An 18,965-nucleotide genomic window follows, 5' to 3' on the forward strand; every position below is an offset into this window, starting at 1 on the left:
CAAGCATGTCTGAATCGACCGATGACCGGCCGGACCCAAATTTGTACGAAGCCAATGCGCAACATTGTGCGAGCCATTCGCCTCGACAAACTGAGGAGGTCAAGGCGCTCATTATGCGCCTCAATGAACGCCTTCGAAAGCGCGATCGTCGCATTAAATTGCTCGAACTTGCCCTTGCTCGCACTGTGCTGATGCATCACGTCTGGGCGTCGCATCTTGAGCGCAAGCTCGACCGGTCGTTTTTATCTGACGCGGGTACACAACCAAAGGTCGATGGACGAAGATCCGATTCTGCCTACGCGTGCGCTGACGAACATCCCGCCGGAGGCGTGGTTGTGCATGTTCCTCACTTGACACGTACGCTCGAGGCACTTTTTGACGTAATGCGAGAGCACTGGACTGAATGGGACCCTGAGCGGCCCCCCAAATCCTCCACCGTTGCACGTGCCATTGACGACAAGCTGGGCCTCAAAGGCCAAGCTAATGGCGAAGCTTCGCGAAGCGCCCAGACGTTCGCCGCGGCAATTAGGCCGGATTCTGCCAGCGAATCCGATGGCCGTCACCGCTGATAGTCGTTCTCCGACGGGATGTTCCGACGGCATGACGGAATTGCCCGTCAGGCCACTGCACTGCTTTAATTGGACCCATGCAGCAATTTGTTCGGATAAAGCAGTCGGAGGTCGAACATGCCAGTACAGTTGCGGGCCGCGGGCGCTATCTTGCGGCGTGCCCAGGTTGAGAACGAAGTTGGACTGAAGCGTTCGACGATATACCAAAGAATGCAGGAGGGCACATTTCCGCGCCCCATCCGCCTCGGGGACCGTGCCGTCGGCTGGCGCGCCACCGATATCGAAAACTTCCTAGAAGATCCCTCCGGATACCGTGCATGTTCGAACGACCAGGAGGCGGTCGATGACTGAACAACAGGCAGCTATTTCTGTCGATGCGCGATTGGACAACTGGGCCAGTGCGAACCGTGGTCACTACGACCCGGTAGACGCGGCGCTCGTCGAGCAGGCCTGGCAGCGGCTGGCACCGCGCCATAAGGAATTGCTGCGCATGGCCTATCTGTGGCGCGCCGGCCGGGAGGTCATCTGCCGAAGACTGAAGATCCCGCGCTGCCCATGGCGTCGATACGAGCTTGAGCTCGCGTCAGCGAAGGACGCGCTGGCGGGCCTGTTGTCGGCGAAACGAAATTAACTAAGAGACCCTGACAATCTGTTCCGGTCGAGATTCAACAGCACGACCGAGTACGCGTTAGCGGCCCCGATTTACCGACGTGTATGCGCGGCGACGACAGCCTCAATTCACCCAGCCCTCGTGGTTTCTGTCGTTGTCTCCGATCCCCCTTGAACTCGCGGTCAGCCTCCCCGGCGCCGCGGGTTCCTTTTTCTTCGGCGTCCGTCTAGGTACATCGGTGGCTATCGATGGGAGACGGATCATGAAGACGAGTCTGGCAAGTTGCAAAGACGTTCGCATTCCGAGGATCTGGGTGGTCTTGAGCCATGCATTGATCGGCGCGACGGTCTCCGCCTCGATGGCTGTGTGCATGTCAGAGGGCGCACGCGCTGACGACTGGGGCTGTCAGGTCATTCTTTGCCTCTCGAATCCCGGTGGCCCCGAACAGTACGGCGAGTGCGTGCCACCGATGGAGCGGCTCTGGCGCGCGTTGCGTCACGGTGATCCGTTTCCGACCTGCGACTTTGGCACCGGTGGATCACGTGGCACGTCCGCGAGTAACACGTTCGCAAGCGGCGGATATTGCCGCGAAGAGTTCCTGTACTGGGGCGGTCCCGAGCAAAGTGAATTGTTGTGCCGCGCGGACGGCGCGATCAACGTCGAGATCGACAACCAGCTTTACACGCGTGTCTGGTGGGACATCGGCGGGCGCGGCCCGGCGATTACCGAATTCTACGGTCCGGGCAGCACGCAGGTGCCCTACGACCCGACGCAATCTGCGGCTCTCTTCCTCAAGCTCATTGAGCAAGAGGAGAGCGGACCCGGCGGAGGGCACTGATCATGCCGCTCGACTTCCTGGCCCTCGCATCTCAGTGTGCCCCGCAGATTTCGCCGATCACCATGGCGGCGGTGGTACGCACCGAGTCGGGATTCAATCCTTATGCGATAGGTGTCGTGCATGGACGCCTCATACGGCAGCCGTCAAGCGAAGCTGAAGCAACGGCTACCGCGCGTGCCTTGGAGGCCGCCGGCTGGCGTTACAGCGTTGGGCTCGCACAGGTCAGCCGCGCCAATTGGTCCAGATATGGGTTGACCGCGCGTGATTCGTTCGATCCTTGCCGCAACCTCGCGGCTGGCGCGGCGATTCTCCAGGGTTGCTTTGCCTCAGCGCGTCATGAGTACGCCGAGCCGCAACTCGCGCTTCGTGCAGGACTGTCCTGCTATGCAACCGGCGACTTCTCGACCGGTTATCGCACCGGTTACGTGCAGCGCGTCATGGATAACGCGCGACTGCCGATTCGAGTCTCGCCCGACGCGGTGCCGGCCATTGCGCCGATCCCCGTCGTACCTCTGAACTCCGATATGTCGCGCGGGCCAATTCGGCCCAAGAGCGCGACGGATCCGCCGCGACGAACGGGCCGAAGCGACGCGTCGCCGGTTGAGCAGGGCGGCGAGCACGTTGAAACCGCAGTGGTCTTTTAGCGCGTCAGGACAAGTGACGGTAATCGAAATAGCAGGTAAGTGGGAGCAATCGATGAATCCCGAAAAGCGACTCAAGGCATGGCGCCACCAGGCGTCCTCGTGTCGGTCCGATCTTAGCCGGCGCATTGCGAGAGCCATCTTGCTGGTGATTCCTGCGCTGCTCGTGACATCGCCCGCGTGGGCTCAGCTTTCGCAGGTGAACACGCTGTTGAGCACTATCCAGACCACGTTGCTGGGCGTCGGCGGCGTGACCTGCTCCATTTCGATCATATGGGCGGGCTTCAGGATGATGTTCCAGCACGCACGCTTCGGTGACATCGCGAACGTGTTCATCGGTGGCCTTTTCGTTGGCTGTGCGACGGTAATCGCCGGCATGCTGATCCCGGCGGGCTGAAACCAGGCTGTCAAATCATGACTTCGCTCAAGGATCCCGTCTTCAAGGGCTGTACCCGTCCCGCGATGCTATGGGGCGTGCCGCTCGTGCCGTTTCTGATCGCCGGCGGCGGCATGCTGATTCCGGCCATCTGGGCGTTGCTCGTAAGTCCCCCATTGGGCGTCGCGATCGTCTTTCTCATTGGACCGGTGTACATAACAATGCGTGTAATGACGCGCCGCGACGATCAACGACTCGCTCAGTATGCGCTGAGACTCCGTATGCGGCTTCAACAGCGCAACCGCCAGTTTTGGGGAACCCATTCATACGTTCCTGTCCGCCTCAAGAGGAGGGTGTGACATGACAGCCGCGCAGCAACTTGCCGCCATCGCGAATCGCGAAGTCCCGGTTGCCGACTACATTCCCTACTCAACGCATGTGACAGATCACGTCATCAAGACGCGCGAAGGCGATTATCTCCAGATTTGGAAGATCGCGGGCATTGCTTTCGAGGCGGCCGATGCGGCGGACATCCTCGTGCGGCATGATGGCTTCAACCAGCTCGTGCGCGGACTGCCTGGTGGCCACGCGTCGCTCTGGTCGCATCGCTTGCGTCGCCGCGTCTCGGATCACTTCATCAGTCCGTACGCGAACAGCTTTTGCCAGGACCTCGCCATCCGCTACTACGCGAGTTTTGCTGGCTACCGGATGATGGCCGATGAGCTGTATCTGACGCTCGTCTACCGGCCGAGCCGAACCCGGCTGGGTCGCGTGTTCAGTCGGGCGGCACGTCGCACGCTCGACGATATTCGGCGCGACCAGTATGAAGCGCTCAAGGTCATAGGCGAACTCGCTGAGCAGGTCGACGCAGCGCTGACACCGTACGATCCGGTGGCGCTCAGCGTCTTCCGTAAGCGCAGTCCGTATGCGACGCGCCCGCGCCGGTATTCCTCCGCACTCGAGCTGCTGGGTTATCTCGTCAATGCAACGTGGGAGACGCAGCCCGTCCCATCGGGGCCGATAAGGGAAGCGTTGCCCACGGCGCGCCTCTTTGTCGGCGCCGAAAAGCTCGAGATCCGCATGCCCGGTGAGACTCGTTATGCGGCGATGCTCGATCTGAAAGACTACCCGGAAGACACCGAGCCGGGCATGCTCAACGGTCTGCTCTATGGGGACTTTGAGTACATCGAAACGCAGAGCTTTACGATCCTCGACAAACCGAGCGCAAAAGAGGCACTCGAGCGGCAGCGCAATCAGCTGATCGCGGGTGAGGATGTCGCCGTGTCACAAGTCGAGGCGATGGATCAGGCGCTCGACGATCTGGTTAATGGCGATTTCGTACTGGGCGAGTACCACTACTCGCTTGCGGTGCTCGGCGATACGCTGAACGCAGTATCGGCGAACGTGGCGAAGGCGCGCACCCAACTGGCCGATGCCGGTTTCCAGACGGCGCTGATAGATCTTGTTGCCGATGCCGCGTGGTTTGCGCAATTGCCCGGCAATTGGCGCTATCGCCCACGCGAGGCGAAGCTGACGTCACGCAACTTCTGCGGGCTTTCCAGCCTGCACAACTTCGCCACCGGCAAGCGCGATGGTAATCCGTGGGGTGAGGCGATCACCATCGTCAAGACGCCCAGTGGCCAGCCACTCTATTTGAATTTCCACGTCACCCCGGAAAAACTCGACTCGCTCGATGAGAAGGCGCTCGCCAACACGCAAATCATCGGTCAGGCCGGCGCCGGCAAGACGGTGCTTGAGTTGTTCCTGCTTGCGATGGCGATGAAGTATAACGTGACCGCCGTACTGTACGACAAGGATCGCGGCACCGAGATTGCAATTCGCGCGATGGGTGGCACATACACCGTGCTCCGGCGCGGTGAGCCAACTGGCCTCAACCCGTTTCAACTGGAGCCGAGCGAGTCGGTGCTGGACTTCTGGGAACGCCTTGTACGAAAGCTTGTGGGCACCGGCGTACCGCTGCCCGCCAACGACGAGATGGTCATCTCACGAGCCGTGCGCGAGGTCGCGCGCATGGCGAAGCCGATGCGGCGTCTATCGATGGTCAGGCAACTCCTCCCGAATGTCGGTGAAAACAGCCTGCACGCGCGGCTCGCCAAATGGTGCGCAGGCGGCCGGCTCGGCTGGGTACTCGACAACTTGAGTGATCGCATTGATTTTTCGCGTGCGCGTCTATTCGGATTCGACGACACCGAACTGCTCGATGACGCTGAAGTTTCGACCCCGGTCACGATGTACCTCTTGCACCTTACCGAGAATCTCATCGACGGCCGGCGCTTTGTCTACGTGATGACTGAATTCTGGAAGCGGCTTGACGATCCAGTATTCACCGACTTCGCAAAAAACAAGCAGAAGACGATCCGCAAGCAGAACGGGCTTGGCATATTCGATACCCAATCGCCATCTGACGTGTTGCGTAGTGACATTGCGCGAGCGCTCGTCGAGCAGAGCGCCACGTTCTTTTTCCTACCGAATCCGCGCGCGGACTTCGACGATTATGTGCATGGCTTCAAGCTCACCGAGGCCGAATTCAACATCGTGCGCAGTCTCGGCGAGAACAGCCGCATGTTCCTCGTCAAGCAAGGGCATCGCGCGGCCATTGGAAAGCTCGATCTCTCCGGGCTGGGAGATGTCCTCGATGTGCTGTCGGGTACAACGGACAACGTGGAACTGCTCGATGGGATCCGCGCGCGGGTGGGCGATGATCCGGGCGTGTGGTTGCCAGTTTTCCACGAACAGTTGGCGAAGCGGCGCAGCGCGCAGGCGAGGAGTGCGCGATGAGCGGACTCTTTACTGCCATCGGCGGCACACTCGAGAACGGCATGTCGACCTACGTGACGAACGTGTCTTCCGCATTGTCCGGCGCGCTCGTTCCGGCCGTGACCACGGGCGTCACTATCTGGGTGCTGGCCTATGGCCTTGCTATCGTGCGCGGGGAGGCGCACGAGGCGGTTCCGGCGTTTGCGTGGCGAGGCCTGAAGGTCGCCGCGATTCTTGCGTTCGCATTAACCGGCGGCGTTTACCAGCAGCAGGTGGTGACTGCGGTCAATGGTGCCACAGCCGGACTTGCCCAGACGATCCAGAACGCAGCGAACACGACCGGCGGGGGTAATCCGGGATGCGGTCCCGTCAGTGGCGACAGCATTACGGCGACTAGCGCCACGACCATCTATCAGACGCTCGACTGCTATGACCAGCAGGTCGATCTCGTTCTCGACGCATATTCGGTTAAGGCGACCCACGAGGGGCTGAGTCTCGCCGGAATCGTGGCGGGGATTGGCGACATCGTGTGCGGCTTCGTGGCATCGCTGGGCGGTTCGATATTTTTGATCGTACTTGCCTTCGAAGTTGTCATGGGGCGGATGTTGCTCGATCTTGTGCTGGGCATCGGCCCGGTCTTCATCGCCTGCGCGGCATTCGCCCCGACGGCGCGCTTCTTCGAGGCGTGGACCGCCAAGGTCGCGAACTATGCCCTCCTGCAGATCCTCGTGGCTGCGTTCCTTGGCATGGCCCTGACGGCGTTTTCGGCGGAACTCGCGCCGTTTCAGGTGACGACATCGCCGCCCGGCGCGAATGCAGCGGCGCTCGTGGCGGCAGGCCAGGCAGCGCTCGAGGCGTCGGCCGCGTGGGGCGCCGCGCTCGGCATGTTTGCAACAGCGATTTTTCTGGCGATGGTCGGCTGGCAGTTGCCGTCTGTTGCTGCAGGCCTATCCGGAGGCGCAACGCTATCCGGCTTCGGAGCGTTCGTCGCAGGTGTCGCATCGCGTCGGGTCACCGCTGCCCTTGCACGAGCGCTCACCGGCGGGGGAAAGGGGCCGCGTTCCGGTGGCACGATCCGCGACCGCACGGGTTCGGGAGGCGGGCCACGCGGCGGATCGGGGACCTCAGGCGGTGGAGCCGTGCCAGCGTACGAGCGCGTTGCGCGCGCAAATCTCGGGCAACACAGCAGTTGAAGTGAGGTGGTGATCATGACAGGACAGTTTAGGGTAGCGAGCGCTGCCATTGTGTCGGCGGTGCTTTCCTCGAATGGGCATGCACAGGGCATCCCGGTATTTGACGCGGAGAACGTCGCTCAGGCTATTGCGACGGTCGCGCAGTTGGAGCAGGAAGTCCAGCAGGAGATCCAGATCTACCAGTCGACGGTCGGCACGCGCGGCTTTGGCGCGTTGCTTAGTAACCCGGTGATCGCGAACTCGCTGCCCGCGAACTGGCAAAGCGTCTATACGGCGGTCCAGAACGGAGGTTACGCCGGCCTGACGGGAAGTGCCCAGGCGTTGCGCTCGGCCAGCGAGGCATACGACTGCGGGGACCAGGTGGGCGTCGACCAACGGGTGTGCCAGCGCATGCTGAACAAGCCGTTCCAGGACAAAGCATTCGGTCTGCAGGCTTATCAAACGGAGTTGCAGGAGCTAGACCAGATCCAGAGCCTGATGCAACAGATCGATGCAACGCAGGACCCGAAAGGCGTGGCAGAACTGCAGGCGCGTATCCAGGCCGAGAGTACTGCAGTCGGTAACGAAATGACGAAGCTACAGCTCTTCAGGATGCTCGCCGATACGGAAGACAAGCTCGTCGCCGAGCAGCAGAGCGAACTGGTCCTCAGTCGAGCCGGCAATACCGCCAGATTGCAGGATCAGATGGTCCCGGCCTCGTTCGGGAACTGAGGAGACGGCGATGCTTGGACATCTTCGGGCGCTGCTTTCGATCAGTTTCGTCATTGCCGTCAGCGGATGCACTTCGGGCCCACCGAAACCCGTCCTGCCTGAGGGTTTGCATCGGGTGCCGATCAACCGTGTGTCACTGGATTCTTCAGCGGCCGCGTCATCTGCGAGGCCCGACGCGGTAATCGGAGGCGGACGATGAGTGCCCCCGACGACTACAGTCGCGTGCTCGACATCGAGGCGTCGCTCACGCATCTGCAGGAGCGATCCGAGCGGCGAGCCTGGCACGTCGCTTACGCCGCTGCGGGTGTAGCAACGCTGAGCGTAACCGCGTTGGCAGTCATGGTGCCGTTCTACCGTGTCGTGCCGCTGCCGATCGAGGTTGATCGCCTGACAGGCGAATCGCAGGTTATCGATGTGCTTGACGCACGCCACGTACATACGAGGGAAATCGAGGACAAGCATTGGGTTGAGGCGTATGTGCGCGAGCGCGAACGCTACAACTGGGGACTGCTGCAGATGGACTACGACGACGTGCTCGCGATGAGCGATGACGTGGTCGCACGCGATTACCGCGCGATCTACAGCGGCCCGGACGCGCTCGACCGGCAGCTCGGCGCGAACACCGAAGGGCGCGTTCGGATCATGTCCACGACATTGCCACCCGACGAACCAGGGCACGCGGTCGTGCATATCGAACGCACGATGTTCAAGAATGGCCAGGCGAACGCGGAAACGCCTCAGCGCTTCGTGATCACGCTGGCTTACAGGTATCGGCCACCCATGTTCACCCGCGAGAGCGTTGCGGTTGCGAATCCGCTTGGCTTCAAGGTGACGGCCTACAGCCGCGATCCAGAGTACACGCCGGCGGCGGCGTCGGCCACTGCGGGAGGTGCACCATGAAGCGCGCTTCTGTGATCGCTTGCTGTCTGCTGATGATCGGTAGCCCTGTTGTCTGCGCCTATACGGTGCCGGGCTGGTCCGGCGATTCGCGGGTGCGTCAGGTCGTGTACGAGCCCGACGCTGTCGTGCGCATCATCGCGCAGCGCGGATTTGCGACACACATCGCCCTTGATCCGCGAGAGCACATCGTTGTCGTCGCACCGGGCGACCGTGGTGGCTGGCAGGTCGTTGCCAACAAGGGCGATAACGACGTTTATCTCAAGCCGCAGTTAGCCGCGCACGACTCGAACCTTGAAATCAGGACCGATAAGCGCAGCTACAGCTTCGATTTGATCGTGCTGCCGCTGAAGACGAAGTTCGGTAACGACGAGGAGATATACCGGGTGACGTTCGTATACCCGGACGCACTGAAGGCGCAGTCGCGCGCCGAGACGGATAACGTGCTCGTCGTTCAGCGCCTTCAGCAGTCGCCCGTGATACGCAATTCCCGATATTCCATGCAGGTCATGCGGCATTCGGACGATATCGCGCCGACGGCAGCGTGGGACGACGGCCGCTTCACCTATATCCGTATTCCCGCGAACCGGCGCATTCCGGCGATCTTTCGGGTTGCCGATGACGGCACCGAGAGCACGGTCGATAAGCACATGGATGGCGACACCATCGTTGTTCACGAGGTGGCGAAGCGCTTCGTGCTGAGACTGGGCGACGAGGTCGTCGGTATCTGGAACGACGCCTACGACATGGACGGCGTGCCGCCGCGTGACGGCACCGCCGTTGACGGAGTAATGCGCGTTTTGCGGAGCCACGGCGATGAATGATCCACTGAGTCAGGACGGGCGTCGCAACGCAGTCGGACCGGACGAGCCTGCCCAGCGTGGCCCGCGTGCGGACGATCCTGACGCTAGTCAAACGTCGCAACTGGTCGGGGACCGTGGTATGCCGGCGCTCGGCCAATACCGCAGCGCCCGGCCACGCGCCTGGTGGTTGACACCAGTTCTCATCATCCTCGTAGCCGGCACTGGAGCAGTTTGGACCGTTCACGCGTATCTTGCACGTCACGACGCACAGGCGAAGGCGCGCCGCGACGCGATAGCACAAACGCCAACCCAGGGACGGCTATTCAAGGACGTTCCTTCATCACCTGCCAACTCGGCTTCGATGCCGGTTCTAGCGAGTGCCGCGACCGTGGCATCCGCGCCCGTAGCGAATCGCTTGCCGGTTCCGGTCATGCCCGCAGCGCCCGTGCGCAGCTACTACGATGCGCCGCTGCTCGTAACGGGTGGGACGTCCTCCGCCAACGATCAAGGCAGCGTGGCAGCGCGAGATGCTGCTGGCAGCGGCGCAGGAACGGCTTCGTCGATGCGGTCGTGGTCGTCCGGAGGAAAAGCAGGTTCCCCTGACCAGAATGAAACGGGTTCGCTTGCGCAGGCCCTCGCACCGACGCCCACACCGCGCGTAGTCGCAGGCACGCTCGGTAACCGCAACCTGACTCTGGCTCAGGGCGCAAAGATTGACTGCGTAGGCGATACCGCTTTCGATTCGACTGAGGCGGGACTGTCCACCTGCACGGTGACGAAGAACGTCTATTCCGACGACGGAAAGGTGGTGCTGATCGAACGTGGCTCGCAGATCAATAGCCAGTACCGCTCCAATCTGTCGCCGGGGCAAAAGCGCGCGTTCATTCTGGCGGCGCGCATTAAGACTCCCCATGGTGTGACCGTCGAGATCGACTCGCCCGCAGCCGATGCGCTCGGTCGCATGGGGATCGATGGTTACGTGGACAACCACTGGAGGCAGCGTATCGGTGCGGCGATGCTGCTCGGCATGACGCAGGACGCCATCGGGTATCTCGCTACGCGCGGTGGCGACAGCAACGGCTCCGTCGTCTACGAGAATACGCAGCAGCAAGGCAACGACATGGCTACGCGCGTGCTGAGCAGCACCATCAACATCCCACCAACCCTCACGCAGAACCAGGGAGCCGAATTCACGATCGTGCTCGCGCGCGATATCGACTTCGAATCGGTCTATGCGCTGCAGCCGGAGGGCGCGCAATGATTGCCGATCCGAACATGCCGAACTCGGTGCCCGATGCCACGGTCGCGCGGCTTCCGGACGATGCGTCTGTGCACGAACTCATGCGGCCATTTGCGCCGTTGCTCGACGACGCTGATGTGACGGAGCTCGTCATTAACCAGCCACAGCGTGTGTTGACGGAGACGCATCGCGGATGGCATAGCTTCGACTACGCAGACCTGGATTATGACCGCCTGATGTCGTTCGCGGTGGCCGTCGCCACACTGACGAATCAGGAGATATCGGCACAGCATCCGGTGCTGTCCGCGCTATTGCCCGGCGACGCCCGTATCCAGGTCGTCGTGCCGCCAGTCGTACCACCGCGCACCGTCTCGATTACGATCCGCCGTCCGTCGGCGCGCGAAAAGACGCTTGACGACTATCGCAACGAGGGGCTCTTTGACGAAACGGTATGGCGCCAGCCCGACGGCCTCGACGCGGCGTTGCCGGCATTGCGTTCGCACGATCGCCGGCTTGTTGGATATTTGCAGGCACGTGACCGCTGCGGGTTCTTTGAGTTGGCCGTTCGGGAGCGGCTGAACATCGTAATCATGGGCAATACCGGTTCAGGCAAAACCAGCTTCATGAAAACCCTTTGCCGGTCCATTCCCATAAGCGAGCGGATCGTGACGATTCAGGACGTCCGCGAGCTCTTCCTGCCGCACATCGAGAATTGTGTTCATCTGACGTATAGCAAGGGCGGCCATGGCCAGGCACAAGTGGCGCCGGCCGACCTCATCGCGAGCGCCATGCGTATGCGGCCCGACCGGGTGCTGCTAGCCGAGCTGCGCGGCGCGGAAGCTTATGACTTTTTGAAACTGCTCACGACGGGCCATGCTGGCTCGATTACGAGTTATCACGCCCCGAACGCGACGGTCGCGGTCGAGCGCTTCGCGCTGATGGCAAAGGAGCATCCTGAGGCTGCCGCATACGACGATGCAGCGCTCAAGCGCCTGCTCTTTCTGGCCATCGATGTCGTGGCGCACATGGAGGCGCGTTCCATATTCGACGAAGCTGGAGAGCAAGTCGGCAAGCGCTGGGCGATGACGGAAATCTGGTTCGATCCGGTGCGCAAGCTGCGCACGGCGATCGTGTGAGGTCGCGATGGACACGGATGATCGCTTTCGCATTCCGCCCGAAGTCGCCAGTCCAGTCGCTGATCACCTGCGAGTAGCGGTGGTTACGGTCCTCGCACTACTGATGGTCGCCGCTGGCGGATTGGCGTCGTTGTGGCTCGCATCGTTTTTTCTGTACATGACGTTGCAGATCAACCCTCTGCATGGAGGACTTGCGGGTTGGCTTGACGCGCTGCTTGCCTGGCGTGACGGTCTGATGCCTCGCGGAGGGAATCGGCTGGCGGGTGCGGCGCTCCTTGGCGTACTGGTCGGCGTGGGCGGTCCCGCAATGGGGCTGTACGCCTTGTGGGAGCGTACCGGGCGCCGGCGTCTTTATGGCCGCGCCCGGTTTGCGACCGGAGCCGAAATCCGCGCGGCGGGGTTGCTATGAGCGGGCGGATGGATGCGAGCGCGCCCGCGATCGTCGTCGGCCTATGGCGGGGGCGATACCTGCGCTTCGCCGGACAGCAGTTTGTCTTGCTCGCCGCGCCAGCGCGTTCGGGTAAGGGCGTGGGCATTGTCATTCCGAACCTGCTCAGCTACCCCGATTCGGTCGTTGTGCTCGATATCAAGCGCGAAAACTACGTTCTGACGGCGGGGTTCCGTCGCGCGCATGGGCAAGAAGTGTATCTGTTCGATCCGTTCGCCGAAGATGGCCGCACACATCGATACAACCCACTGTCGGCAATTTCGGACGGGCTCTTCCGCATGGGCGACATTCTTGCGATCGGCTACGCACTGTATCCGCCCGGCGGGCATGATGACTTCTGGAAAGACCAGGCGCGCAATCTTTTCCTCGGGATAGCGCTGCTGTTGTGCGAGTGGCGCGACGCCCGAAGAGCAGGTAACGGGACATCGATTCCTGACTATCCCGTCACCATGGGCGAGGTGCTCAGGCAGTCATCAGGAAATGGGATGCCAGTCAAGGCTTACCTGCAGCTCGCGCTTGTGCAGCATCGCGGGCTCCTGAGTGGCGCTTGCGTCGATGCACTGAATCGCTTCCTGTCAAACGACGACAAGGTGCTGGCCAGCATTCTGGCGACGTTCAATGCGCCGCTTACGATCTGGGCCAACCCGATTGTCGACGCGGCGACGAGCGCCAATGACTTCGATTTGCGCGACGTGCGCCGACGGCGCATGTCCATCTATATCGGCATCACACCGGACCACCTGTCCGAGGCGGCGCTGCTCGTGAATCTCATGTTTTCTCAACTGGTCAATCTGAACACGAAGCAGTTGCCAGATGCGGATCCGACGTTGCACTTCCAGTGCCTGTTGCTGCTCGATGAGATGACGGCGATCGGCAAGATTCAGATCATCGCGCGAGCGGTCGCCTACATGGCGGGCTACAACCTGCGGCTGCTTTCGATCGTCCAGTCGATTGCGCAGTTGGAATCCGTCTACGGCCGGGCCGATTCGCGCACTTTCATCACAAATCACGCAATGCAAATCTTGTACGCGCCGCGCGAGCAGAAGGACGCGAACGACTATTCCGAGATGCTCGGCACGCTTACCGGCCATTCGCGCAGCATCAGCCGCCCAAGCGGGATGTTCGGTGGCCGCGGCGGCGCGTCTGAAAGCCTGTCGGAGCAGCGTCGGCCTTTGCTGCTGCCGCAGGAGCTAAAGGAGCTCGGCCGCGATAAGGAGATCATCGTGCTCGAGAATACGAAGCCCATCCTGGCCGACAAGATCTGCTACTGGCGCGATCCGGTATTCGCCTCGCGCGTGTGCGCGGCGCCGTCTGTACCGACCATGGACCTCGTACGCTTTACAGCGCAAGCCGAGCGACGGCTGCGTGAGTTGCAGCCGGAGGAAGTCGATACAGAAGGCGCAAGGCTACTTGATGTGCCGGCTGAATACCTCGAAGTCCTGCAGGGCTGGGATCCGCGGAATCTGCCGGCGTCGCTGAACGATCTGAGCGAGGATGACGTGACCGCTTATGTAGAGCAGCACTTCATGCTCCTCGGTGTTCCTGCAGAGCGCGTCCGGCGGGCGACGCGTCGGCTTTCGGTCGCAGATCTTGACGTGGCAGAGCTGACATTCGCGAGTCCTTCCAGAGCGAAACACAGATCAGTGCGTGGCGCGTCGGATGCGGTGTCGGCAGCAGGAGCACGACAATGAGTGCGGCCTACTTCGATGAGACCGCGCGCGTGCGCGCCGCGCTCGCGGTCATTCCCGCGGACGACTACGGTACGTGGGTCGATATGGCGTTTGCACTCAAGAACGGCTTGGGCGATGCGGGCTTTGAGATCTGGGACGAATGGAGCCGCACGGCCAGCAACTATAACGAGCGCGCCGCGCGTACCACTTGGCGATCCGCGAACGAAGCGGGCGGCAAGACGCTTGCGTCGCTGTTCTGGCTTGCCCGGCAGCACGGCTTCGACCTGACGCGCACGCAGTATCCGGACCGGATGGCGACAGCGCTTCTGCCAAACGCCGATACCGTGGTGCGCCGCACGCGCGAGGAAGCGCAGCAACGGGCGCGACACGCGGCAGTGGCGCGCGAGGCGCAAGCCGTCTGGCAATGGGCTCGGCCCGTCGGTCCCGAACACCCATATCTCATCCGCAAACAGCTCGCCCCCGTCTCGACGTTGCGCGAGCTGGAGGCCCCGGAGTTGCATGCGTTGCTGGGTTATACACCGACGAGCGAAGAGCTGCCGCTCGCGGGTCGTGTGCTGGTGGTGCCGTTCTGGATCGGCGAAGCGATCTCGACGCTCGAGCTGATCGACGAGCACGGCCGAAAGTCGTCACTGGCGGGAGGCCTCAAGAAGGGGGGCTACTGGAGCGCCGGCCTGCTACCGACAACTGATCAGCCGACCACACCAATTCTGATCGGCGAAGGTATGGCCACGGTTCTGTCCGCGTACCGCGCGACGGAGTGGATGGCGCTCGCGACACTTTCGAGCGGAACACTTCCACAGGTGAGCGCCATTCTGCGAGACCGCTATCCCGACGCGGAACTCGTTGTCCTGGGCGACCTCGGCCCTGGGGAAGCTAAGGCGAGACAGGCGGCTCAAGAATCGCACGCACGTCTGGCGCTGCCTATATTCGCAAGCGATGCCCGGATTGACGACAAGACACCCACTGATTTCAACGACATGGCGGTCCTCTCCGGATTTGCATATGTCAGGGAACGCCTGCGCGACATTGCATTTCGCACTATCGACCAAACGCGAACGGGCACCGAGCCAGCGGCGGATGCGGCGGCAGAAGAGCTCGCGACCGGTGCCGAGGCGCACGAACTAAAGGAGCAAGTCATGGGCAATGTGAAAGCAAAGCTGGTGAACGAGGCCGAGGACGCTTCGCGCCGTCGTGCGCCGAAGCGCGGTGCCTCAAAGCAAGCGGCGGCGCCGGAATCTCCGACCGTCGCGGAGGGATCAGTCACCGCCGAACCTATCGCTGCCACGCCGGCCCATGAAAGACCAACTGCGCCAACCCGTGCGGCAGTTGGCGAGCCGTTGTTCGCAGTGTCGGATGTGCCTGACGAGGTACGGGCGCAAGCTGAATATCGCTTTGGTGCACCGTTGCGCGTGGCGGCGCCACGTGAGAACGGAGGGCCGTACCGCGGAGAAGTGTTCAACACAGAGCACTACGTGATCCAGGAGGTCGCGACGCGCAGCGTCGTCTTTCACCCGAAGGCTCAAATGCAATTCGTCTCCGAGCGGTTGCGTTGGATGGATGAAAACGCACGCCTCAATGGGGCTGAGTTGCAGATCGGATATGACGGTGATCGTCCTAAAGTCTATCCGTGGGATCGCGCCCGCGAGTTGTTGCAACGCACCGTGGGCTCGCTGAAGAAGTCGGCGCGCGAGCTGAACTACAGCCCTAACCTGGAGGTGATGCTCGATCAGTTGCAGGCGAGGTCGTGGGCGCGTGTACGCGAAGCCCGCGCGGCGGCGCTGGAGCAGTCCAAGGAAAAGGGGGCGTCCCAAGATCCTTCAGGACCCGATAGATGAAGGAAGTATCGCCGGCGATCCGTACCGGTCAGAAAGGAGTCAGACGATGGCTGAGACCTCAATTGCTGCCGATCCGGTGATCAACCTGATCGAGCAGGATGTCCCAGGCGGTTCCCCGTTAGCGGGGCTCGCAACCGATGAAAGCCGTGCCGGTCGCTTTGACGCGGCCGCGTTGAGCGATGTGGCGGCACGGCGCCGACGCGAGTTCGACTCGGCTCGGGCGCGCCTGCGCGACATGGCTAGTCCGCAAGATGCTCGAAGACTCGATCCCGATTCGCGTGCGGTCATGAATGAGCCGCGGGGCCCCACCGACTCGCAGCGTCTGCCGGTGGAGCAGCCGCCCGAGCGTGTCCGCAAGCGGTACCTGCGCGCGGGCAACCAGTATTTCATGAAAGATGCGCCGTATCAGCTGGCGTTCGAGGACCTTGGGGCGTACCTCGTCACCGAGCACAACCGTCCGGACGTGGTCGAATCGATGGTCGATATGGCGGCGGCCAAGTCGTGGCAGCGCATCCGTGTGTCCGGTAACGAGGCATTCCGCAGCGAAGTATGGCTGCGGGCAACTGTGCTCGGTATCGACGTGGGTGGCTACGAGCCGAAGGCTGCTGATCTCGCACGTCTCGCCGACGCGCGACAAACGCGGCTGAATAACCGCATTGAGGCTGATGCATCGATGGCGCGGGCGCAAGCTTCTGCGCATGCAGACGGCGGGAGGCCGCCGATGCAGGCGGCGAAAAGCGATGAAGTGGTTTCTGTCGCCGGGGGCATTTCGCGACCATTCGCTCAACGCGGTGCTGATCAGGTCGTACCGCAACAGGCCGCTAATGACGAGCAGGAAGCACCGCGCAGTTATTCCGGTGAATTGCGTGAGCATGGCCGAGCCCCGTATCAGAACAATCCCGCGCGAAGCGACTCGTACTACGTAGTGTTTCGCGATGCGAGGGGCGACGAGCATATCGTTTGGGGCGTCGATCTCGCGCGCGCCGTGCGGGAGTCACGAGCGCAGCCCGGCCAGGAAGTGACGCTTGAAAATCTCGGCCGAAGGCTCGTGACGGTCAAAGTGCCGGTCGTCGATGCCCGCGGCGTGATGGTGGGCGAGGAGGAAAAAGATGTGTATCGCAACACCTGGCAGGTGGATGTCATCGACCGCACGCGGTCGTCGACTCGATCCACGGTGCAGCCCGAGGATGCATCCGGGCGCTCGAGTGCGCCAATCGAATCGCCATCGCAGGACCGCGGGCAGGAACGTCTTCGCTCCACGGTATCGGACGAAGATAAAGTGCTGCACCTCGCTGTACTGACCGGAGCCATGCGGGAGCAGGGATTCAGTGCGCGGTCGATCTCGCGCGTCCGGCAGCGTGCAGAAGCAATGCTCGACGCGTTCGGCGAGGATGGCGTTCAGCTTCCGCGCCCGAGGGTTTTCGATCCAAAGGCCCCGTCTGAGCGTGACCGGCGCACGCGTTCCACCCCGGAGCGCACGCTTTCACGCGAGATTGAGCGCGCGGCCGCCGAGCCTTCGCTGCCGGCACGATAGAAGGGCTTCGGCAAATGCGTATCCGGGAGCGTCTGTGCGTTGAACTGGTCGGAACGCGTCGGGAATGGGAGGCGTGGTGTATGCACCGCGGCGTGACAGCGGGCGAGGGCGTGCGGCAGTTGATCGCGGTCGCGCTGGATTCCGGCGGCGTGCATAGCGATCTGGACGTCGAGGCTGCGATGCCACCGGGGACCGTCCAAGACCCACACGCGCGAATCGAAGTCAGGTTGACGCGCACCGAGCTTCAAGCGGTAGAGCAACGGGCTGCCGCTTCGGGCTTGACCAGTAATCGCTGGATTGCCGCGTTGATCCGTGCTCATCTGACGCAGGCGCCACAGCTCGGCGAAAACGAGCTGCGCTTGCTGTCAGACTCGAACCAGCACCTGGCGACAATCAACCGCTGGCTCGCGCAACTCGGGCGTAACCGAGGCGCCGGGCGTCTGGTGCACGATGATCGACCGGACATCGCGGCCGTCCGGCAACAGATCGACGTACATATGCACGCTGTCGCGGCTGTGATCCGTGCCAACCTGGATAGATGGAGCCGGTAATATGTCCTATCCGAAGACCTACATTGACGCGATGCTTCTGAACTGGGGTGATCGTCTGTTCACAGAGCCGTTCTGGCATGCCCGGGCACAGCGGCTCTCGCGCTCAGCAATTCGTGATGAGGCAGCGCGGATGCGTGATCGCGTGGCGCGGACGCTACGGCGCTCCCCTGAAGTGATGGTAAAAATCACCAACAAGGCGTCGAGCGCGCAAGGCATGGGTGCGGTACGTCGGCACATGCGCTATATCTCGCGCAACGGGCAGGTGGAGCTCGAAGATCAGAACGGAGACAGAATCGCAGGCGCGGACGCCGTCCGCGAGCTAGCGCGTAGCTGGCAGTTGGGCGGGTGGGGAATACCGGAGACGAGTCATCGCCGCGAGGTATTCAACATCCTTCTATCGATGCCGCCGGGAACGAATCGGCAGGCAGTGCGGGACGCCGCCCGAGGCTTTGCGGCCCTCGAGTTCGGAGATGGACGTGCGTACGTCTTCGCAGCCCATGACGACGAAGCTCACCCACATGTACATCTGAGCGTGCAGGTGCGCGGCCCCGACGGACGACGACTCAATCCTCGAAAGGAAGACATACGGCGCTGGCGCGAGCGATTTGCTGAACAACTCCGTGAGCATGGCGTCGATGCAAATGCGACCCCTAGACTGACGCGCGGCGTCAGCCAGCGGTACCCGGAGCAAAGTGTCGCGCAGATGCTCGCACGCGGTGAAGCGCCGATGTACTGGCACGCCACAAGCAGCGAAAAGCAGCGGCAGGCAGAATGCAGAGCTCACGATTGTGCACTTGCCGCGTGGCGCGAAGTGGCGCAAGCAATGGCGGAGTCGCCGCTGAGGGCGGACCGAGCCATGGCTATCGACATTACGGACTTTGTACGCGCTATGCCGATTCAGAGGGACGGCCCCAGTCCTGCACCACAACCCGAAAAGGCGCTAGCACGCGGAGATCGCGGGATGCCCTCGCGCGCCGAGCAGCTATGTGGCTTGCCTCCGGACGTCGAGCGGCAATGAGGGGAAAGCGGGCGTAGGCTATACGCGACCGAATCGGCCGCCGAGACTATCGTTGATGAAGGAACGTGCTGGTTCGACGCAGTAGACCCGCGCGCG

20 protein-coding genes are annotated in these 18,965 nt (G+C 62.2%); all 20 read left to right on the top strand.

Features of this window, described 5'->3' with window-relative positions; translation table 11 throughout:
* Positions 1 to 5 precede the first annotated feature (5 nt).
* Positions 6 to 569 (top strand): hypothetical protein, encoded by a 564-nt coding sequence (locus tag C9I57_RS30760; protein WP_107154288.1) that lies wholly within the window; start codon positions 6 to 8, stop codon positions 567 to 569.
* 117 nt (positions 570 to 686) lie between these two features.
* Complete coding sequence (locus tag C9I57_RS30765; RefSeq protein ID WP_107154289.1) at positions 687 to 920, top strand: helix-turn-helix transcriptional regulator; 234 nt, start codon at positions 687 to 689, stop codon at positions 918 to 920.
* Positions 913 to 1,200, top strand: coding sequence for a hypothetical protein (locus tag C9I57_RS30770; RefSeq protein ID WP_107154290.1), 288 nt, complete (start codon positions 913 to 915; stop codon positions 1,198 to 1,200). Before C9I57_RS30765 ends, C9I57_RS30770 begins: the two co-directional genes overlap by 8 nt.
* A gap of 241 nt (positions 1,201 to 1,441) precedes the next feature.
* On the top strand, positions 1,442 to 2,017 hold the full coding sequence (locus C9I57_RS30775; protein WP_440130262.1) for a hypothetical protein: 576 nt from the start codon (positions 1,442 to 1,444) through the stop codon (positions 2,015 to 2,017).
* Positions 2,018 to 2,019: 2 nt separating this feature from the next.
* Positions 2,020 to 2,661, top strand: a complete 642-nt coding sequence (locus C9I57_RS30780) for a lytic transglycosylase domain-containing protein (RefSeq protein WP_181322016.1) — start codon at positions 2,020 to 2,022, stop codon at positions 2,659 to 2,661.
* A gap of 124 nt (positions 2,662 to 2,785) precedes the next feature.
* Positions 2,786 to 3,055 carry a TrbC/VirB2 family protein gene (locus C9I57_RS30785; protein WP_440130264.1) on the top strand — a complete coding sequence of 90 codons (270 nt, stop codon included), beginning with the start codon at positions 2,786 to 2,788 and terminating at the stop codon, positions 3,053 to 3,055.
* Positions 3,056 to 3,072: 17 nt separating this feature from the next.
* Positions 3,073 to 3,393, top strand: a complete 321-nt coding sequence (locus C9I57_RS30790) for a type IV secretion system protein VirB3 (protein ID WP_107154293.1) — start codon at positions 3,073 to 3,075, stop codon at positions 3,391 to 3,393.
* A gap of 1 nt (position 3,394) precedes the next feature.
* Positions 3,395 to 5,833 (top strand): VirB4 family type IV secretion/conjugal transfer ATPase, encoded by a 2,439-nt coding sequence (locus C9I57_RS30795; RefSeq protein ID WP_107154294.1) that lies wholly within the window; start codon positions 3,395 to 3,397, stop codon positions 5,831 to 5,833.
* A complete protein-coding gene (locus C9I57_RS30800) occupies positions 5,830 to 7,005 on the top strand; it encodes a type IV secretion system protein (RefSeq protein WP_107154295.1) in 1,176 nt (391 codons plus the stop codon). Before C9I57_RS30795 ends, C9I57_RS30800 begins: the two co-directional genes overlap by 4 nt.
* Positions 7,006 to 7,020: 15 nt before the next feature.
* The gene (virB5, locus tag C9I57_RS30805; protein ID WP_107154318.1) at positions 7,021 to 7,716 is read left to right on the top strand and encodes a P-type DNA transfer protein VirB5; all 696 of its coding nucleotides are present in this window, start codon (positions 7,021 to 7,023) and stop codon (positions 7,714 to 7,716) included.
* Between the two features lie 195 nt (positions 7,717 to 7,911).
* Entirely contained in the window at positions 7,912 to 8,616 is a 705-nt protein-coding gene (locus C9I57_RS30815) for a virB8 family protein (RefSeq protein ID WP_107154297.1), read from the top strand.
* Positions 8,613 to 9,437 (top strand): TrbG/VirB9 family P-type conjugative transfer protein, encoded by an 825-nt coding sequence (locus C9I57_RS30820; protein WP_107154298.1) that lies wholly within the window; start codon positions 8,613 to 8,615, stop codon positions 9,435 to 9,437. Before C9I57_RS30815 ends, C9I57_RS30820 begins: the two co-directional genes overlap by 4 nt.
* On the top strand, positions 9,430 to 10,677 hold the full coding sequence (gene virB10 / locus C9I57_RS30825; RefSeq protein ID WP_440130263.1) for a type IV secretion system protein VirB10: 1,248 nt from the start codon (positions 9,430 to 9,432) through the stop codon (positions 10,675 to 10,677). The genes C9I57_RS30820 and virB10 overlap by 8 nt, the downstream gene beginning before the upstream one ends.
* A complete protein-coding gene (gene virB11, locus C9I57_RS30830) occupies positions 10,674 to 11,792 on the top strand; it encodes a P-type DNA transfer ATPase VirB11 (RefSeq protein ID WP_107154299.1) in 1,119 nt (372 codons plus the stop codon). Before virB10 ends, virB11 begins: the two co-directional genes overlap by 4 nt.
* A 7-nt stretch (positions 11,793 to 11,799) precedes the next feature.
* The gene (locus C9I57_RS30835) at positions 11,800 to 12,201 is read left to right on the top strand and encodes a hypothetical protein (protein WP_107154300.1); all 402 of its coding nucleotides are present in this window, start codon (positions 11,800 to 11,802) and stop codon (positions 12,199 to 12,201) included.
* Positions 12,202 to 12,209: 8 nt separating this feature from the next.
* Positions 12,210 to 13,931, top strand: a complete 1,722-nt coding sequence (locus tag C9I57_RS30840) for a type IV secretory system conjugative DNA transfer family protein (RefSeq protein ID WP_258187915.1) — start codon at positions 12,210 to 12,212, stop codon at positions 13,929 to 13,931.
* Entirely contained in the window at positions 13,928 to 15,766 is a 1,839-nt protein-coding gene (locus C9I57_RS30845) for a PriCT-2 domain-containing protein (protein ID WP_107154302.1), read from the top strand. Before C9I57_RS30840 ends, C9I57_RS30845 begins: the two co-directional genes overlap by 4 nt.
* A gap of 46 nt (positions 15,767 to 15,812) precedes the next feature.
* Positions 15,813 to 17,300, top strand: coding sequence for an LPD7 domain-containing protein (locus tag C9I57_RS30850; RefSeq protein ID WP_107154303.1), 1,488 nt, complete (start codon positions 15,813 to 15,815; stop codon positions 17,298 to 17,300).
* An 80-nt stretch (positions 17,301 to 17,380) separates the two neighbouring features.
* Positions 17,381 to 17,851 (top strand): plasmid stabilization protein, encoded by a 471-nt coding sequence (locus C9I57_RS30855; RefSeq protein ID WP_308836381.1) that lies wholly within the window; start codon positions 17,381 to 17,383, stop codon positions 17,849 to 17,851.
* 1 nt (position 17,852) lies between these two features.
* Positions 17,853 to 18,869: a relaxase/mobilization nuclease domain-containing protein gene (locus tag C9I57_RS30860; RefSeq protein ID WP_107154305.1), complete on the top strand. Its 1,017-nt coding sequence runs from the start codon at positions 17,853 to 17,855 to the stop codon at positions 18,867 to 18,869.
* Positions 18,870 to 18,965 lie beyond the last annotated feature (96 nt).

Origin of the sequence: Trinickia symbiotica, from assembly GCF_003028655.1 — a bacterium.
Classification (GTDB): domain Bacteria; phylum Pseudomonadota; class Gammaproteobacteria; order Burkholderiales; family Burkholderiaceae; genus Trinickia; species Trinickia symbiotica_A.

Excerpts from the sequence above, each read along its gene's own strand:
- C9I57_RS30775 (WP_440130262.1), top strand. The coding sequence starts at position 1,442 with ATGAAGACGAGTCTGGCAAGTTGCAAAGACGTTCGCATTCCGAGGATC.
- C9I57_RS30760 (WP_107154288.1), top strand. The coding sequence starts at position 6 with ATGTCTGAATCGACCGATGACCGGCCGGACCCAAATTTGTACGAAGCC.
- C9I57_RS30845 (WP_107154302.1), top strand. The coding sequence starts at position 13,928 with ATGAGTGCGGCCTACTTCGATGAGACCGCGCGCGTGCGCGCCGCGCTC.
- C9I57_RS30780 (WP_181322016.1), top strand. The coding sequence starts at position 2,020 with ATGCCGCTCGACTTCCTGGCCCTCGCATCTCAGTGTGCCCCGCAGATT.
- C9I57_RS30835 (WP_107154300.1), top strand. The coding sequence starts at position 11,800 with ATGGACACGGATGATCGCTTTCGCATTCCGCCCGAAGTCGCCAGTCCA.
- virB11 (WP_107154299.1), top strand. The coding sequence starts at position 10,674 with ATGATTGCCGATCCGAACATGCCGAACTCGGTGCCCGATGCCACGGTC.
- C9I57_RS30820 (WP_107154298.1), top strand. The coding sequence starts at position 8,613 with ATGAAGCGCGCTTCTGTGATCGCTTGCTGTCTGCTGATGATCGGTAGC.
- C9I57_RS30800 (WP_107154295.1), top strand. The coding sequence starts at position 5,830 with ATGAGCGGACTCTTTACTGCCATCGGCGGCACACTCGAGAACGGCATG.
- C9I57_RS30765 (WP_107154289.1), top strand. The coding sequence starts at position 687 with ATGCCAGTACAGTTGCGGGCCGCGGGCGCTATCTTGCGGCGTGCCCAG.
- C9I57_RS30790 (WP_107154293.1), top strand. The coding sequence starts at position 3,073 with ATGACTTCGCTCAAGGATCCCGTCTTCAAGGGCTGTACCCGTCCCGCG.
- C9I57_RS30855 (WP_308836381.1), top strand. The coding sequence starts at position 17,381 with ATGCACCGCGGCGTGACAGCGGGCGAGGGCGTGCGGCAGTTGATCGCG.
- virB5 (WP_107154318.1), top strand. The coding sequence starts at position 7,021 with ATGACAGGACAGTTTAGGGTAGCGAGCGCTGCCATTGTGTCGGCGGTG.
- C9I57_RS30795 (WP_107154294.1), top strand. The coding sequence starts at position 3,395 with ATGACAGCCGCGCAGCAACTTGCCGCCATCGCGAATCGCGAAGTCCCG.
- C9I57_RS30860 (WP_107154305.1), top strand. The coding sequence starts at position 17,853 with ATGTCCTATCCGAAGACCTACATTGACGCGATGCTTCTGAACTGGGGT.
- C9I57_RS30840 (WP_258187915.1), top strand. The coding sequence starts at position 12,210 with ATGGATGCGAGCGCGCCCGCGATCGTCGTCGGCCTATGGCGGGGGCGA.
- C9I57_RS30770 (WP_107154290.1), top strand. The coding sequence starts at position 913 with ATGACTGAACAACAGGCAGCTATTTCTGTCGATGCGCGATTGGACAAC.
- C9I57_RS30850 (WP_107154303.1), top strand. The coding sequence starts at position 15,813 with ATGGCTGAGACCTCAATTGCTGCCGATCCGGTGATCAACCTGATCGAG.
- virB10 (WP_440130263.1), top strand. The coding sequence starts at position 9,430 with ATGAATGATCCACTGAGTCAGGACGGGCGTCGCAACGCAGTCGGACCG.
- C9I57_RS30815 (WP_107154297.1), top strand. The coding sequence starts at position 7,912 with ATGAGTGCCCCCGACGACTACAGTCGCGTGCTCGACATCGAGGCGTCG.